The sequence below is a fragment of the Xenorhabdus sp. SGI240 genome, from assembly GCF_040081915.1.
Taxonomy (GTDB): domain Bacteria; phylum Pseudomonadota; class Gammaproteobacteria; order Enterobacterales; family Enterobacteriaceae; genus Xenorhabdus; species Xenorhabdus bakwenae.
Genome location: NZ_JBEBMB010000027.1, coordinates 109,006 through 126,458, shown reverse-complemented (window position 1 = coordinate 126,458; position 17,453 = coordinate 109,006). Strand labels below are relative to the sequence as shown.

16 protein-coding genes are annotated in these 17,453 nt (G+C 42.8%); 5 read left to right on the top strand and 11 right to left on the bottom strand.

All coding sequences use genetic code 11. The features are described from left to right. Window positions 1-80: 80 nt before the first annotated feature. From yciH to ABLA76_RS07035, 4 genes are all read right to left on the bottom strand, one after another. Window positions 81-404, bottom strand: coding sequence for a stress response translation initiation inhibitor YciH (gene yciH / locus ABLA76_RS07050; RefSeq protein ID WP_047770946.1), 324 nt, complete (start codon window positions 402-404; stop codon window positions 81-83). Further along, window positions 397-1,137 carry an orotidine-5'-phosphate decarboxylase gene (pyrF, locus tag ABLA76_RS07045; RefSeq protein ID WP_047770947.1) on the bottom strand — a complete coding sequence of 247 codons (741 nt, stop codon included), beginning with the start codon at window positions 1,135-1,137 and terminating at the stop codon, window positions 397-399. Before pyrF ends, yciH begins: the two co-directional genes overlap by 8 nt. Before the next feature lie 84 nt (window positions 1,138-1,221). After that, complete coding sequence (lapB, locus tag ABLA76_RS07040; protein WP_047770948.1) at window positions 1,222-2,391, bottom strand: lipopolysaccharide assembly protein LapB; 1,170 nt, start codon at window positions 2,389-2,391, stop codon at window positions 1,222-1,224. Between the two features lie 6 nt (window positions 2,392-2,397). After that, entirely contained in the window at window positions 2,398-2,712 is a 315-nt protein-coding gene (locus tag ABLA76_RS07035; protein ID WP_047770949.1) for a LapA family protein, read from the bottom strand. A 374-nt stretch (window positions 2,713-3,086) separates the two neighbouring features. On the opposite strand from ABLA76_RS07035, the gene ribA reads away from it, so the two are divergent. Further along, entirely contained in the window at window positions 3,087-3,683 is a 597-nt protein-coding gene (gene ribA, locus ABLA76_RS07030; RefSeq protein WP_047770950.1) for a GTP cyclohydrolase II, read from the top strand. Window positions 3,684-3,785: 102 nt separating this feature from the next. Here the strand turns inward: ribA and acnA are convergent, their stop codons facing one another. Next, window positions 3,786-6,476, bottom strand: a complete 2,691-nt coding sequence (gene acnA / locus ABLA76_RS07025) for an aconitate hydratase AcnA (protein WP_348987387.1) — start codon at window positions 6,474-6,476, stop codon at window positions 3,786-3,788. Between the two features lie 295 nt (window positions 6,477-6,771). On the opposite strand from acnA, the gene ABLA76_RS07020 reads away from it, so the two are divergent. Further along, a complete protein-coding gene (locus ABLA76_RS07020; protein WP_348987386.1) occupies window positions 6,772-7,611 on the top strand; it encodes a hypothetical protein in 840 nt (279 codons plus the stop codon). A 99-nt stretch (window positions 7,612-7,710) separates the two neighbouring features. Here the strand turns inward: ABLA76_RS07020 and cysB are convergent, their stop codons facing one another. Continuing rightward, entirely contained in the window at window positions 7,711-8,685 is a 975-nt protein-coding gene (gene cysB / locus ABLA76_RS07015; RefSeq protein WP_348987385.1) for an HTH-type transcriptional regulator CysB, read from the bottom strand. Window positions 8,686-9,046: 361 nt separating this feature from the next. Beyond that, entirely contained in the window at window positions 9,047-11,644 is a 2,598-nt protein-coding gene (topA, locus tag ABLA76_RS07010) for a type I DNA topoisomerase (protein WP_348987384.1), read from the bottom strand. A gap of 307 nt (window positions 11,645-11,951) precedes the next feature. Here topA and ABLA76_RS07005 point away from each other — a divergent pair, with 307 nt between their 5' ends. Further along, window positions 11,952-12,095 carry a DUF2498 family protein gene (locus ABLA76_RS07005; RefSeq protein ID WP_348987383.1) on the top strand — a complete coding sequence of 48 codons (144 nt, stop codon included), beginning with the start codon at window positions 11,952-11,954 and terminating at the stop codon, window positions 12,093-12,095. Between the two features lie 91 nt (window positions 12,096-12,186). Here the strand turns inward: ABLA76_RS07005 and sohB are convergent, their stop codons facing one another. Further along, a complete protein-coding gene (gene sohB, locus ABLA76_RS07000) occupies window positions 12,187-13,233 on the bottom strand; it encodes a protease SohB (protein WP_348987382.1) in 1,047 nt (348 codons plus the stop codon). Between the two features lie 243 nt (window positions 13,234-13,476). Between sohB and ABLA76_RS06995 the strand changes: the two genes are divergently transcribed. Next, on the top strand, window positions 13,477-14,241 hold the full coding sequence (locus tag ABLA76_RS06995; protein WP_348987381.1) for a YciK family oxidoreductase: 765 nt from the start codon (window positions 13,477-13,479) through the stop codon (window positions 14,239-14,241). After that, entirely contained in the window at window positions 14,241-14,837 is a 597-nt protein-coding gene (gene cobO, locus ABLA76_RS06990; RefSeq protein WP_285810682.1) for a cob(I)yrinic acid a,c-diamide adenosyltransferase, read from the top strand. The genes ABLA76_RS06995 and cobO overlap by 1 nt, the downstream gene beginning before the upstream one ends. 68 nt (window positions 14,838-14,905) lie before the next feature. Here the strand turns inward: cobO and rluB are convergent, their stop codons facing one another. From rluB to ABLA76_RS06975, 3 genes are all read right to left on the bottom strand, one after another. After that, window positions 14,906-15,829, bottom strand: coding sequence for a 23S rRNA pseudouridine(2605) synthase RluB (rluB, locus tag ABLA76_RS06985; RefSeq protein ID WP_348987380.1), 924 nt, complete (start codon window positions 15,827-15,829; stop codon window positions 14,906-14,908). 81 nt (window positions 15,830-15,910) lie between these two features. Continuing rightward, the gene (locus ABLA76_RS06980) at window positions 15,911-16,531 is read right to left on the bottom strand and encodes an L-threonylcarbamoyladenylate synthase (protein ID WP_285810681.1); all 621 of its coding nucleotides are present in this window, start codon (window positions 16,529-16,531) and stop codon (window positions 15,911-15,913) included. Between the two features lie 19 nt (window positions 16,532-16,550). Beyond that, entirely contained in the window at window positions 16,551-17,423 is an 873-nt protein-coding gene (locus tag ABLA76_RS06975; RefSeq protein WP_348987379.1) for a PHP domain-containing protein, read from the bottom strand. Window positions 17,424-17,453: the final 30 nt, after the last annotated feature.

Below are 17,453 nucleotides of genomic sequence, written 5' to 3'. Positions count from 1 at the left end.
ATCCAGAATTCGGGTTAATTAGTTCAATTAACCAGCTATGCTGTTTATTGGTTACATAGCTGGTTAATAACAAACTGGGTTTAGCCTCCAGCCAGTTTTACCTTCATTCCTTTCGCTTCCAGCAATTGCTTCAACAAGTCGCGTTTATCGCCTTGAATCTCAATTTCGCCCTCTTTAACAGAACCTCCACAGCCACATTTTTTCTTCAATTCGGCTGCTAGCTTAGCCAAAGTTTGGTCATCAGCATCTATGCCTGTAATCACACAAACACCTTTCCCTTTACGACCACTGGCCTGACGCTGGATACGAACAATACCATCACCTTTCGGACGAGAAAGCTTTACTTTTTCCTCCTGGATACGGCCACCATCCGTCGAATAAACCAAGCGAGAGTTATTATCCATGAATGAGTCCAAGAGATTGGTTAATCTGCTGTAGTGCTAATGTCGGATTTTCGGCGCGGGTAATTGGACGCCCGATCACCATATAATCCACCCCAGCCTGTACCGCCTGAGGTGGTGTCATGATCCGGCGCTGATCTCCCGCGTCTGTCCCTTCAGGGCGAATACCCGGAGTAACAAGCTGGAATGCATGTCCACACACTGCTTTCAATTGCTGTGCTTCATGGGCTGAACACACTACGCCATCTAAACCACACTGTTTTGTCAATAATGCCAAACGCTCCGCATGTTGCGCTGGTGTCATGTCAATGCCTGTGCCTGATAAATCAGATTGCTCCATACTGGTCAGCACTGTCACACCAATCAACAAAGGTGCATCCTTACCGTAAGTGAGCAGCGCCTCTTTAGCTGCTGTCATCATTCTCGCACCACCACTGGCATGAACATTAACCATCCACACACCTAATTCTGCAGCAGCAGCAACCGCCCTTGCCGTTGTATTGGGGATATCGTGAAATTTAAGATCCAAAAACACATCAAAACCACGCTGATGCAGCGCCTGAACAAATTGCGGGCCATACAGTGTAAACATCTCTTTGCCCACTTTCAGACGACAGGATTGTGGATCAATCTTGTCGACAAATGCCAGCGCTGCATCCTGATTGTCATAATCCAGTGCAACAATAACAGGCGAGTCAATCTGTTTATCTAAAGTTTGAACTGTGTGGGAGATCATTTATTAGGCCCTTTGATTTACTAATTAAATTGAATTATTTATAAACTTTAATTACTAGTGAGTAGCAGTATGATAGTGACAGTGTCACTGACCATCCAACCCCCGGATCGGTTTAATAGAGTCCCAAGAACGACATGATGGGCAATGCCAATATAACGAACGGGAAGTAAAGCCACATTTATGGCATCGATAATCAGGTTTTGTGCGGATTTGCTCACCGACCATATTGCGCAAAAGAATCAGGCTTTCTTTAGCCCGCCCTTCTTCCGCTTCCGTCATATGGTAATCCATCAGACGATAAAATAATCTCATTGTTGGATGGCGTTCCAACTGACGGTTAATGAAGTTTTGAGCAACTTCACGCCCTTCTTTCTTCTCAAGAATATCGGCCATATGAAGTTCAGCGATCGCACCACAATTTTCTTCTACACAACGCTGAACAAAAGTTTGCCATTCGGCCGGTTGAGACAAATGTTGGTAACATTCTTGCAGCATTGGCAAAGATTCACTGACCAATTGTTTATCCTGCTCAAGAATACGTTTCAACGCGTGGGTCGCTTTAAAATATTCCCCCTGAGCCATATAAATACGACCAAACATAATAGAAGCACGGGCACAATTTTTGTCTGCTTGAGCCGCTTTATTCAAATAACCGATCGCAGCAGTAAAATCATCACTGCCCATACATTGCAGAGCCAACTCACAGTAGAAATGCGCAATGTCTTCCCGAAAATGGGGTTTACCCAGTTTTACGAGTTTTTCAGCGATATCAATGGCTTTATTCCAATCACTGGTTGACTGGTAGATGGTTAGCAAGGAATTAAAGGCATTTTCACGGAAGTCAGTTTCGTCGACTAACTGAACGAACATGTTCTCTGCTCGATCATAGACTCCAGCAGCCATATAATCTTGCCCAAGCTGCTGGATCGCAAGCAAACGCTGTTCAAATGTCAGGGAAGCACTTTCCATCAGGGACTGATGAATACGAATGGCTCTTTCAACTTCACCACGGGAACGGAAGAGGTTTCCCAATGTTAGGTGAGCCTCAAATGCAGAGCTATCCTCTTTCAGCATATCAAGAAATAAATCTACCGCTTTATCTTGCTGATTGGAGAGCAAAAAGTTAACACCATCAACATATTCACGCGAAAGGCGGTCAGCCGATTGTTGTTTATCTTGTTGAGCACTTCTGCGCCCCATATACCAGCCATAGGCGGCGGCAATGGGAAGCAACAGAAACAACAGCTCTAACATAGAGAATTATTCCTTGTTTAACGCTACGGTAGATGCGACTTTTTTGGATGATTCAGATGGCTGTTCCACTTGAGTTTCCAGTCGTTTGATTTTGCGTTTCGCATGCCGCAAAGAAACACAGGCGCGTAGGTAAAAAAAACCACAAATTCCCCAACCGAGGATAAAGCCAACAGCAAACAACGCAGCCAGCAATGTGGATACAGAGTAATCACCCTTAGCAATCAAATAATTAAACGTCACTATCTGATTATTATTTGCTCCCAGCGTCACTGAGATAACAAAAACAACCAGTGCCAGTAATAAGATCAGAAAATATTTCACATTTCTTCTTCCTGTTATCTATCGTTGCTGATTGATTATGCCAAATAACAGACATAGAGGCGTGTTAAATTAGCATTTCTCGTCTACACACGTCTACGTAAAGGAAGCAATTTATTGCAATCAACGCTGATTTCCCTCTTTTTGTAATAAATACATCTGCAAAAATATGCTTATAGTTTAGCATGTTAATATATTTATCATTAAAGAACCTGACGCTTTATATTCATACGTATTAATAATTTCTGTTACAATACGGCGGCGTGCATGCGTTGTAATCAGAAAAAATTTTTGCGTAGTTTTAGCTGATTTCTCAACCGGTATTGTTCTGATATTGCAATATTTATAACGAGTTAAATCAACATATGAATACAAAAATGCAGCTAAAACGGGTAGCTGAAGCAAAATTACCTACGCCATGGGGTGAGTTTTTAATGATTGGATTTGAAGAAATCAAAACAGGCCGCGATCATGTCGCTCTTATTTTCGGCGATATTTCTGGTGATGAGCCTGTATTATCGCGCATCCACTCAGAATGCCTCACCGGAGATGCTTTATTCAGCCTAAGATGCGACTGTGGTTTTCAATTAGAAGCTGCACTTTCGCAAATTAGTCAGGAAGGCCGTGGTGTTTTACTCTATCACCGCCAGGAAGGGCGTAATATTGGCCTGCTGAATAAAATTCGTGCCTATGCTTTACAGGATCAAGGTATTGATACTGTTGAGGCCAACCATCAATTAGGTTTTTCTGCCGATGAAAGAGATTTCACCCTGTGTTCAGACATGTATAAAATATTGAATATTAATACAATCCGTCTTCTTACTAACAACCCTAAAAAAGTTGAAATCATGATAGAAGCAGGTATTAATATCACTGAACGTGTTCCATTGATCGTAGGACGTAATTCCCAAAATGCTCACTATTTAGACACCAAAGCCAACCGAATGGGTCATTTGCTGTCCGAATCAAGCTAAAAGTTCTCTCATTACTTTCTGTAAAATATAAAAAACTGCGTCGGTGTGGGCGCAGTCTTTGTTTCTAAATGTGATTTTTTAATTGATATTTTTCAGTTTTTATCATTTCAGCATATTACGGATCACATAATGCAAAATACCATCATGATAGAAGTAAGCCAGTTCTGTTCCCGTATCAATGCGGCAACGGGTATCAATCACAATTTCCTGTCCATTGGCATAAGTAATTTTCACTGCAATTGTCTGCCCGGGTTGAATGTTTGATAATCCTGTAATATCAATCCTTTCATCTCCCGTCAGGTTTAAGCTCTTGCGGCTGACGCCTTGAGGAAATTCCAATGGCAAGACCCCCATACCAATCAAGTTAGAGCGGTGAATACGTTCAAAAGATTCTGCAACCACAACCCTGATCCCTAGTAATTTTGTTCCTTTTGCAGCCCAGTCACGACTTGATCCTGAACCATATTCTTTCCCCGCAATAACGGCTAATGGTATTTTTTCCTCCTGATAACGTATAGCGGCATCATAAATAGCAAGTTGGGATTGTGAAGGAATATGCCGGGTATAACCTCCTTCAACCCCTGCTATCATTTCATTACGAATACGAATGTTAGCAAACGTTCCTCGCATCATAACTTCATGGTTGCCACGTCTTGAACCATACGAATTAAAATCTTTTGGTGCAACGCCATGTTCTTGCAAATAACGCCCAGCAGGACTGTCAGCCTTGATATTTCCAGCCGGGGAAATATGATCCGTCGTGACTGAATCCCCCAGTATCGCCAAAATGTGAGCCTGATGTATGTCTGTAATCGGTTTAGGTTCAGCCGTCATATCACTGAAGAAAGGAGGATGGCGTATATAGGTTGAATCCGGCTGCCAGGCATAAGTCGCTGAACTTTCTACGCTCAAGGATTGCCAACTTTCGTCACCTTCAAACACAGCATTATATTCTTTATGGAACATTTCGGTTCTGACTTTTCCAGTCGCTTCCGCAACTTCTGTACTATCAGGCCAGATATCCTTCAAGTAAACATCATTGCCTTGTTGATCTTTTCCGATAGGTTCTCGCGTCAGATCTTTTTTCATGCTGCCAGAAAGCGCATAGGCCACCACCAACGGCGGTGATGCCAGCCAGTTAGTTTTCACTAAAGGATGAATACGCCCTTCAAAATTTCGGTTACCGGAAAGCACCGCCCCAACGGTTAGATCAGATTGCTTGATTGCAGCTTCAATAGGATCAGGCAATGGCCCGGAATTGCCAATGCAGGTAGTGCAGCCATACCCTACCAAGTTAAAACCCAGTTTTTCCAGATATGGCATAAAACCGGCCAGTTCCAGGTAACTTGTCACGACTTTCGAACCGGGTGCCAGTGAAGTTTTAACCCACGGTTGACGCTGTAAACCTTTCTCAACCGCTTTTTTGGCAAGTAATCCCGCCGTCATCAATACGTTGGGGTTAGAGGTGTTTGTGCAAGAGGTAATGGCAGCAATCACCACGGCACCATCTTGCAATGAAAAAGTTTGGTTGTCTAAAATCACTGATACCGCTGATAAGTGCTCTTGCGTTTTATGGATATCCAATTCCATAGCAGACTGAAAAGCCTGTGGTACATTTCCCAATGCAACCCGGTCTTGAGGGCGTTTCGGCCCGGCTAAACTTGCTTCAACTGTCGACATGTCCAACTCTAGGGTGCTGGTAAAGATAGGCGCATCCCCCGCATTACGCCATAAGCCCTGAGTTCTGCAATAAGCTTCAACCAAAGCAATTTCTTCTTCATGACGCCCCGTTAAACGCATATAGTCTAATGTAATGTCATCAACAGGGAAGAAACCACAAGTTGCACCATATTCAGGAGCCATATTGGCTATAGTTGCCCGATCTGCCAGCGGCAAATCAGATAATCCATCACCATAAAATTCAACAAATTTACCCACAACACCGTGCTTACGCAGCATTTGTGTCACAGTCAGTACAAGGTCAGTTGCCGTGATCCCTTCTTGCAATTTTCCGGTCAGTTTAAAACCAACCACATCTGGGATCAGCATAGAAACTGGCTGCCCCAGCATCGCTGCCTCCGCTTCAATTCCCCCTACGCCCCATCCCAGAACGCCCAATCCATTAATCATGGTTGTGTGAGAATCCGTTCCGACCAACGTATCAGGATAAGCAAAATCCTTACCATCCTGATTTTCATACCAGACGGCTTTACCCAGATATTCCAGGTTAACTTGATGGCAAATCCCCGTTCCCGGAGGCACTACGCGGAAACGATTAAACGCTTTCTGTCCCCAACGCAAGAACAGATAACGTTCATAGTTACGTGCCATCTCTCTCTGCACGTTTTCTGAAAATGCCTGTTCAGTGCCAAATTTATCAACCATCACTGAATGATCGATAACCAAATCAACAGGGGATAACGGATTAACCTGCTCTACATTTCCACCGAGTCTCAACACTGCTTCCCGCATTGCTGCCAAATCCACGACAGCCGGCACGCCTGTAAAATCCTGCATAAGTACGCGGGCGGGGCGATAAGCAATTTCTCGTTCTGCATGACCGGTTTTTTGCCATTCCACCAGCGCCTGCAAATCATCCTCCACTACGGATTCACCATCAACATGGCGCAAGAGATTTTCGAGCAGAACTTTCAGAGACTTTGGCAGGCGGGATATATCGCCAACTTGTTCAGATAACAGAGGTAAACTGTAATAGTGGTAGGTTTTACGGCCAGTGGATTTGCTTCCAATCGAGAGCGTTGAAGCACAGTCCGTTTTCAATTTAAACGACATAACTCCTCTCCTTTCTTATTATTGATGGTCAGCTACCATTAAACATAACATATAAGCAACTATTTGTTATTCCGTCACCACACATTTTGCTAACTCGCTGTAAATCCTCATTTATTGATAAATTTTAATGATGACACCTCTAAAGTAGATATGTTTTATTCATGCCATAAGAGTTTGAATGAATTGACTCTAAAGTTTCTACGCATTGCTGGCTAATTGGTTTCAAATTGAAATTTGCAAAATAAAGGTGTATTCAGAGTACTCAATACGTTTATTAGCGATTGGAGGTAAGATTATGGACACAGAAAAAAACAAAGAATACCAACATTACCTAACCCATATACAACAAGCAGATCAGTTTTTTTCGGCTGGCATTAGAGATAAATTTTCCTTGTCGGATTATCAGCTTAGTGATACAGACGGCCTTGTCCAATTTATTATGACTTCAAATATTGTCGACAAAGGCAGTGTCATACAGAAAATGAATGAAATCAAAAAAATACAGATCGCTCTTTCTTCAATAGCCGCCGATTATATTGCCAAATATACCAATACTCATGGCAAAGCATATAAGACTGACATTCAATTTTGGGGAAATATCATGGCAAAACTGCCATTGATGAGTATCATAAATGTCGAAAGTCAAACCTATCAGCATGAAATGAAAGGTGTTTCTATTGCAACAAATTTACTCCAACTCATCATGGAGATTGTTTTAAATGCAAACTCTCCAAGCCTGAAAAGCTTTTCCGATTTTTTGCAAAAACAAGGTGATGCTATAAGGCTGGGTTTAAAACGGAATGGAGATTATTATTCTACCCTCACATTAGCCAGTGTTATTGAAGCAATTGGAGTTGAAAATCGGGTCATGTATGTCCCTAAAATAAAACTCTATAAAATAGATTTTAACAGAACCAACTCAGAAATGACGTCAAACTGCGCTTCTAGCGAGAATATTAATGTTGAATTTACTTACTCCTCTTGTATTTCCTTATTTAATTATCAATCGTTAGAAAACCACGAAGTTAAAATAGCTTTCGATAATTTCATTCTCAAAAATCAAAAATCTTCAATCGAAAATTCTGACAATTTTTTCAGTGGTGAATTTAAGACAATGATCCCAAAGGGGACATAAAATAAAAGATCAACCACCTGCCTGCTGTTTGGAGGTGGTTTAATCTTCTTGACACTGCTTATCTTCTTTATATCTATTTTGCTGATATTAAATATCTTTTTATACTATCGGCAGTTCGATATCTTTGAACATTTCTTCTATTTCTTCATTGGAGCGTAACGCAATGGCTTTATCCACAACATCACGCGTCAAATGTGGCGCAAAACGCCAGATAAAATCATACATATAACTACGCAGAAAACTACTACGTCGAAAGCCTATCTTGGTCGTGCTGTAACCGAATTGCTCACGCATATCAATACGTACTAAATCACTGTCCTTAACGGGTTCTACGGCCATACTGGCAATCACACCAACCCCTAGCCCTAACCGCACATAAGTCTTAATCACATCAGCATCTGTTGCTGTAAATACGATTTTAGGTTTCAAACCAACCCGATCAAAAGCAACATCCAACTCAGAGCGACCAGTAAAACCAAACGTATAGGTTACAACCGGATATTCAGCCAGCTCTTCAATCGTCACATTCTGTCTACCGGCAAACGGGTGATCCTTCGTCACCACAATAGAACGGTTCCAATGATAACAAGGCAACATAATCAGATCGCTATAGAGATGCAGTGCTTCTGTTGCTATCGCAAAATCACTATTTCCTTTGCATACCTCTTCCGCAATTTGCGTTGGAGAACCTTGATGCATATGCAGTGATACATTGGGATAGCGTTCAATAAAGCCCTTAATAACAGGAGGTAAAGCATATCTTGCTTGTGTATGGGTAGTCGCTATATATAAAGAACCACGATCAGGATAGGTGTGTTCACTGGCAACAGAACGAATGGCATCAATTTTTGACAGAACCTCACGTGAAATACGGACAATTTCTTCACCAGCCGGAGTCACGTGCGTCAAATGTTTACCACTACGAGCAAATATCTGAATCCCCAGCTCATCTTCAAGCATCCTGACTTGTTTGCTGATCCCCGGTTGGGAGGTATACAACCCTTCTGCTGTAGAAGATACATTTAGATTGTGATTAACCACCTCTACAATATAACGCAACTGCTGTAGTTTCATATCAGCACTGTCCCTAATAATCAAATGTATGAACGTTTTGTAGTTGAACCAATTTCTATATTGCTAATGGTTACCTACTTATAACCATATAGAATATATGTTTATAAGAATATAACCACTATAACACTTGCTATATATATATATAACAAATAATTAAGTTGAGTAACTATTATCAAGCGCCTGTTGCAGATATATTGTGTTTTAATTTTGTTGAAATACAAAAAAAGCCAGTCCATAGAACTGGCTTTTTAGAAAGAAAAGTTACATTTTCCACAAAAAAAGAAATATCTCTCTAAATATATTTCTATGAATTATACCCAATAAATGAAGATATAATGCACAAATTTATCTTAAAGATCGATTACTTTTCTTTCACAACCCAATCCCCTTCAACAAAAAATGCGGTCCATCCGGTCGCCTTGCCCTTTTTCTCTGAAGAAACGTACTGCTGTTTAGTTTTACGGCTAAAACGAACAACTGTTTTATTCCCTTCAGGATCAGCAACAGGCGCTTGCGCTAAATAACGCAATTTTTCCGGTAAGCGATCTTGGAACCGAACAAGCTCTTCAACCAATGGTGCTCGCGTTTCACGAGATTTAGGGAAGGTGTTGGCGGCTAAAAATACCCCTGCCGCGCCATCACGCAGAACAAAGTAGGCATCCGATTTTTCACATGCCAGCTCCGGTAACGGAACCGGATCTTCTTTTGGTGGTGCCACTTCCCCATTGCGTAAAATCTTACGGGTATTTTTACACTCTTCGTTTGTACAACCCATGTATTTACCAAAACGCCCCATTTTCAGGTGCATTTCTGAACCGCACTTATCACACTCAACTACTGGACCATCATAACCCTTAATGCGGAATTCACCTTCTTCAACTTCATAACCATCACACTCTGGGTTATTACCGCACACATGCAATTTACGCTGGTTATCAATCAAATAACTGTCCATCGCTGTACCACACTTTTTGCAGCGACAACGAGCACGCAATGCATTGGTTTCAGCATCATCCCCTTCCAAAATATTTAGGATTTCATTTTCCGGGATAAGGTTAATCGTCTGCTTGCATCGCTCTTTAGGTGATAACGCATAACCAGAGCAGCCAAGAAATACCCCTGTTGTCGCAGTACGAATTCCCATTGGGCGGTTACAGGTCGGGCACCCAATCGAGGTAATCACCATCGGGTTCGGACGCATCCCACCTTCATCTGGCTCTTTACTGGCAACATCAAGCTTCTCACTGAAATTGGAGAAAAATTCGTCAAGAATGCCTTTCCAATTCGCCTCATTGTTAGCTACATGATCGAGCTGGTCTTCCATTCTTGCCGTGAAATCATAGTTCATCAATTCGTTGAAATTTTCTTCCAAACGATCATTGACAATTTCACCCATTTTCTCTGCATAGAACCGCCGATTTTCAACGCAAACATAACCACGCTCTTGAATGGTTGAAATAATTGATGCATAAGTCGATGGACGACCAATTCCGCGTTTTTCCAACTCCCTGACCAAGGACGCTTCACTGAAACGTGCGGGTGGTTTTGTAAAGTGCTGGCTTGGTATCAACTGTTGCAAATCAAGCTCTGTACCTACTTCCATCGCCGGCAACGTATTCTCTTCATCCCCTTTGCGCAAAATCGGCATTACTTTTGTCCAACCATCAAAACGCAGAGTACGGCCTTTGGCACGTAACTCAAAATCGCCGGCTTGAACGGTCAGTGTCGTGGAATCATATTTCGCAGGTGTCATCTGACAGGCAATGAATTGACGCCATATCAGCTGATACAATTTTTGTGCATCAGTTTCCATATCTTTCAATTCTTCTGCCATGACACTAACATCAGAAGGTCGAATCGCCTCATGGGCTTCCTGAGAGTTTTCCTTGCTGCTGTAAACATTGACACTTTTCGGCAAGTATTTATCACCAAAATGGTTGTTGATATAATCGCGAACCATTTCCAACGCGTCCTGACTCAAGTTAGTCGAATCGGTACGCATATAAGTGATATAACCAGCTTCATACAAGCGTTGCGCCATCATCATGGTTTTTTTAACCCCAAACCCAAGCCGTGTACTTGCAGCCTGTTGCAATGTTGAGGTAATGAATGGTGCACCTGGTTTACTCGATGTTGGACGATCTTCACGCTCAATCACTTTGTATCTCGCTTTTTCAAGCAGAGATACTGCTGACTGCGTTTGTTGCGCATTTACGGGTTTAAATGGTTTTCCCTTCTCATGAGTCACTTCCATATGGAGAGAGATATTGTCCTTAGCCATCAGATCCGCGTACAGTTGCCAATATTCTTCCGGCACAAATGCCTTGATTTCACGTTCCCGCTCAACCACAAGACGGACTGCAACAGATTGCACCCGCCCAGCGGATAGCCCCCTGGCAACTTTTTTCCACAGCAGCGGTGAAACCATGTAGCCGACAACGCGATCCATAAAACGACGCGCTTGCTGGGCATTCACACGGTCAAGATTTAATTCACCGGGATTATCAAAAGCCTGCGTGATTGCATTTTTGGTAATTTCATTGAATACCACCCGGCTGAAACGGGATTCATCTCCACCAATTACTTCCCGCAGGTGCCATGCAATAGCCTCTCCCTCACGGTCAAGGTCCGTTGCAAGATAGATATGATCGGCTTTCTCAGCCAGCGTTTTCAGCTCTGAAACAACTTTTTCTTTGCCAGGCAAAATTTGATAGTTCGCTTCCCAACCATGATAAGGATCGACGCCCATACGAACTATCAGCGCCGTTTTTTCATCTTTTTTTGCTTTCTTTTTATTCTTATCGGTAGATGAGCTTGAACTCTTTTGACTCACTGTTCCACTCTTCGGCAAATCACGGATATGACCTACACTGGATTTTACAACGTAGTCATTCCCCAGATATTTATTGATTGTTTTGGCTTTTGCCGGGGACTCCACTATAACAAGAGCTTTAGCCATAGTTACCTTTACCTAATTATCTTCTTTTCAGATGGCGAAAATCACGGCGTTATGTTGCGATATATAAAATAAAACCTCTTTTTATATTGCGATAGATTTGCAAGATATCAACTAATTTTTATCTTGTACTTTTACTTAAGCGCAAAACCCTTTGAAATATTTAGGGTATTTTATATACCGACACACACCATGCAATTGTCTGTTTTAACAGTTGTAAACAAAATCTTCCATCTGCATGACGAAAAGCCCACACTGTACCTGATAAAAAACGATGCGCAACAACTTATTTCTTGAAGGAGCACAATAAATGAAAACTGAAACCATGCCTATTAAGCGAGAGCAGTTACTGAAAAAAGTAAATAAAATCATTAAGACACACGAAGATTTTATACAAGGTATGTACGCAGAGCACGCGGAACAAAGAGGTGGAACATCATCCCTGACTGGTTAATAAATATGCGGGTAATAAAGGATAGATAACTCTCTTCTATTTATCTTACCCGCATATTATCTGTGGTAGTTTTCGATAACTGATTTTTCCGTTACAACAAAGGTTTTTCTCCCCTTTGCCACCAACGCATAAACAATTTGTCAACGTTCTCCATCGCGCTCCCCATAAAACGGTCTATGGCACGTTTGCGGCGATAATAATTGACGCCGATTACTTCACAATGTTCAATTTTTTCAATCAGAAAATCATCACTGACACCCACATCATCAATCAACCCATTCTCTTTTGCTTGTGTACCGTACCAATACTCACCAGTGGCTACGTTTTCCACATCCAAAGAGGGACGGTATTGATGGATAAATGATTTAAATAACTTATGCGTTTCGTTCAAATCTTCCTGAAATTTCTTGCGTCCCTGTTCAGTATTTTCTCCCAAAACAGTCAGGGTACGTTTATATTCACCAGCAGTATGCAATTCAACATCAATATCATTTTTCTTCAATAACCTATGAATATTGGGTAATTGAGCCACAACACCAATGGAACCGATAATGGCAAACGGTGCAGCAATAATGCGATCAGCCACACAAGCCATCATGTATCCACCACTTGCTGCTACTTTATCTACGGCAATTGTCAGGCGTATCCCTTTTTGCCGCAAACGAACCAATTGAGATGCTGCCAGGCCATATCCATGAACCACACCACCAGGACTTTCCAGTCGCAGCAAAACTTCATCTTTTTTATCAGCCACAGCCAATACCGCACTGATCTCTTCGCGGAGTGACTCCACCTCACGGGCATCCATACTGCCGTTAAAGTCCAAAACATAAAGATTCGGCTTCTGTATACCTTTCTGACCCGTTTTGGCTTCTGCTTTTTTCTGTTTAGCGTCACTTTTTTGTTGTTTTTTTAATGCTTTTTGCCAAATTTTTTGTTCTGCCTCACTCATTCGAGCCTGCTGCATCTGATGCTGCCTTTCCTGATATGCCTTACCAAGATTGGTCAGCTTTAATTCCCCTTTGTGCATTGTCTTACGTACACCTAATCCGATACAAACAACCGTCAGAATGGTGATTGCTAAAACCACCGTGAGCACTTTGGCTAAGAACAATCCGTATAGAGACAAATATTCCACAGATCCACCTTTATTAATTTATAATGAACAATAATATGTTTCATTCTAACTAAAAACCGAACGCCTTGCCCTAACAGTTTGCTTAACCCTATCTCAATTGAAATGACGCTCTTTTACCCATTTTACCCATTTTTCACTCAATGCTGGCAAATTTGACGGGAACCTTAAGTTTTGTTCTGATGATGACCTGCCATCCTGAAATGGCAGGTCATAGATCCACAAGCAATATAGGAAGATTGTTCGATGTTTAATTACCAACCAAATAGTCATCTACTGCAACAAAAAATTATTCTAGTAACCGGTGCTGGCGATGGCATCGGACGTGAAGCTGCACTGACCTATGCCCGCCACGGTGCGCAGGTTATTTTACTGGGACGTACTACCGCGAAACTGGACGCAGTCAGAAAGCAAATTGCAAATAATGGTGGTTTACCAGCTGACATGTATACGATGGATCTGCTGACCGTGACCGCAGAAGAATGCCAAATTTTCGCCAATGATCTGGCACAGCGCTATTCACGTTTGGATGGAGTCTTGCACAACGCGGGGCTTCTTGGTGCTGTTTCTCCTATCGCAGAACAGCCTGTTCAGCTTTGGCATGAAGTGATGCAAGTGAATGTCAACGCCACTTTTATGCTGACTCAGGCATTGCTCCCTCTGTTATTACAATCCACCAGCGCTTCTTTGGTGTTCACCAGCTCCAGTGTCGGCCGTGAGGGCAGACGTGGTTGGGGGGCCTATGCTGTTTCCAAATTTGCTACAGAAGGCCTAATGCAAGTTTTGGCACAAGAATATCGGGATACTTCCCTGCGTATCAACTGCATCAATCCCGGTGGAACACGTACCAACATGCGAGCAAATGCTTTTCCTGATGAAAATTCCGCTAAGTTAAAAACACCAGCGGATATTATGCCCGTCTATCTTTATGTAATGGGAGATGACAGCCGAAATGATTCCGGCATCAGTTTTGATGCTCAACCCGGACGTAAAGCGGGACCTGCCGAATAATGACCAGAAATAACAGCCAGTACCAGAAAAGGCAACAACGCCTGAAAGAAAAAATCGATGCCCGCATTGAAGCAGCACAACAAGAACGAGGGATTGTCATTGTGTTCACTGGAAACGGTAAAGGAAAAACGACCGCAGCACTTGGCACAGTGACTCGTGCAATCGGACACGGCCAACGTGCTGGTGTTATCCAATTCATTAAAGGAACATGGGAAAGCGGCGAAAGGAACTTGCTGATACAGCAAGGTGTTGAATTTCATGTGATGGCAACAGGTTTCACCTGGGAGACTCAAAATCGCGAATCAGACACCGCAGCCTGCCAAACAGCCTGGCAACATGCTGTGGCAATGCTATCTGATCCTTCATTACACCTTGTCGTGCTGGATGAATTAACCTATATGGTCAGTTATGGTTACTTAGAACTCACTGATGTTCTGGCTGCCCTTAAACAACGTCCGGCTCATCAAAGTGTGATTATCACTGGCAGAGGATGTCATCGAGAATTACTGGAATATGCCGATACGATTACGGAAATGCGTCCGGCAAAACATGCGTTTAATGCCGGAATCAAGGCACAAAAAGGCATTGATTGGTAAATGAATCCGCTGTTTCATATCTCGTTTAGATAAATGTTGATATAAGCTGAAACAGCGGCTTAAGCGTATTAACGACCTTTAGATGTCGTCTTCTTCCCTGCATTCTGACGAGAGCTGCTTGCAGGACGTTTCCCTGCCGGACGGGATGCAACCTGAGTATGTCGTCTTACCGCACGGCGGATCTGATTAGCCTTAACGCGACGTTGATCACGTCCAACTGCGACTTTGGTCACAATCTCTTCATCCAAATCAACCAACTGACGTAAATAGTTGGTCTGTTCCAACCCCAACTCAGTCCAGCCACCACGTGGCAAACCTTTCGGCAGATTGATATCGCCATAACGCACACGGATCAGGCGGCTAACTTGCACACCAACGGCTTCCCATAAGCGTCTGACTTCGCGATTACGACCTTCTGTCAGAGTGACGTTGTACCATTGGTTGATACCTTCTCCGCCTTTAAACGCAATGGTCTTAAATGAAGCCGGGCCATCTTCCAGTTGTACACCTTGTGTCAATTGACGGAGATTTGCGCTATCTACTTCACCGAACACACGAACTGCATATTCACGCTCAACTTCGCAGCTTGGGTGCATTAAACGGTTAGCCAATTCCCCATCGGTAGTAAACAACAACAACCCGCTGGTATTGATATCCAAACGCCCTACCGCAATCCAGCGTGCGCCCTGCATTTTTGGCAGACGATCAAACACCGTCGGACGACCTTCAGGATCATGGCGAGTACACAATTCCCCTTCCGGTTTATAATAAGCTAAAACACGGCAAACTGTTTTCTGTGGCTCTTTGATATTTAAGATCCGTCCGTCCAGACGAATTTTTACTGAGGGCTTAATTTCAATTCGATCACCCAACGTTGCGATCTTACCATCAATGCTAATGCGACCTTGTTGGATATACCCCTCGATTTCGCGACGGGAACCATGACCAGAACGGGCAAGAACTTTTTGTAACTTTTCTGTTTTATCGCTCATTGAGCAACCTCTATTGTCGCCTTCACAGGCGTCGTGATACTAAATAAAAATTGAATCATATACTTTAAAAAAACGTACACTTTATAAAAAAGGGGTTACATCACCTTCGCCTTCACGAAGAATGACTGGTGAATCCCCAGTTAAATCCACTACCGTCGTCGGTTGCTGCCCAAGATAACCACCGTGAATGATTAAATCAACTTGTTTACCCAAAGTATCCTTAATCTCTTCAGGATCAGATTCAGCAAAATCATTTCCAGGCAAAATCAAGCTACATGACATCAGTGGTTCACGCATCTTTTCCAGCAGTGCCAACGCAATAGGATTAGAAGGAACACGCAGGCCAATAGTCTTGCGTTTTTCGTTCATCAAGCGGCGCGGTACTTCTTTTGTCGCCTGTAAAATAAAAGTGTAATTGCCTGGCGTGTTATTTTTGATCAACCTGAACGCCTGATTATCTACATGGGCATAAGTGGCAATTTCAGACAAATCACGACACATCAACGTAAAATTGTGGCGTCCTTCCAATTGGCGGATACGGCATATACGGGTCATAGCCTCTTTATTTTCAAGGCAACAACCCATGGCATAACCTGAATCAGTCGGATAGATGACAACTCCGCCCTTTTTCAGTACATCCACACTTTGGTCAATAAGACGGACTTGTGGATTGTCAGGGTGGATATAAAAAAACTGGCTCATACAAATAACCTCTATACTTCTATGCAGCCCCACGCCGTGACCAGTCGTGCCATATCGGTACAACATCACCGGGTAGCCACAAATTGCGCCCAAGTTCTATCCATGAACAAGGTTGGTGAAAATCCGATCCTAATGATACTTTCAACCCATATTCTCTTGCCAGTTGACCAAGTTGCTGTCTTTCATTAGGGGCTTGCTGGCACTGGGCAACTTCCATTGCATCACCACCATGTTGTTTAAACCAAACTATTAACCGTTTTAGCCACTTCGTCGACAAATTATACCTACTGGGATGAGCAATTATAGCTTGTCCCCCTGCCTGGTGAATGGTTTCAATAGCTTGCTCAATTGTACACCATTGCGGTGGGACATAACCGATTTTTCCCTTTACCAGATATTTTTTGAACACTTTCGGGATAGTCGGTACAACTCCCGCCTCGACCAAATAACGGGCAAAATGACCACGAGTGACTTGTCCCCCATTGGCTAATCTGGATGCCCCTTCCCAGGCATCAGCAATACCTGCTTTGGCCAACCGTTGCCCCATTTCAATACCACGCTGTTGCCTTAAATCAACCTGATGCGCTAATAACTTCCTTAAGGAAATAGCGTTGATATCAATATGTAAGCCAACGATATGAATTTCCAGATTTTGCCATAATGTCGAAATTTCAACGCCGGGTATCAAAGTTAATGGCAAATTATTTTGCTGAATATGGTTTAAAGCAGACGGAATACCCTCCGTCGTATCATGATCGGTGATGGCCAGTACATCAATCCCCATAGCAATGGCTCTGTCCACGAGCTGCTCAGGTGATAAAACGCCATCTGAAGCGGTCGTATGGCTATGCAGATCATAGCGTTTTGTCGTTTCACTGGCGGCTTCAGTCATTGTTTTTTTACCTGTTTTTCGGGTGGGGGA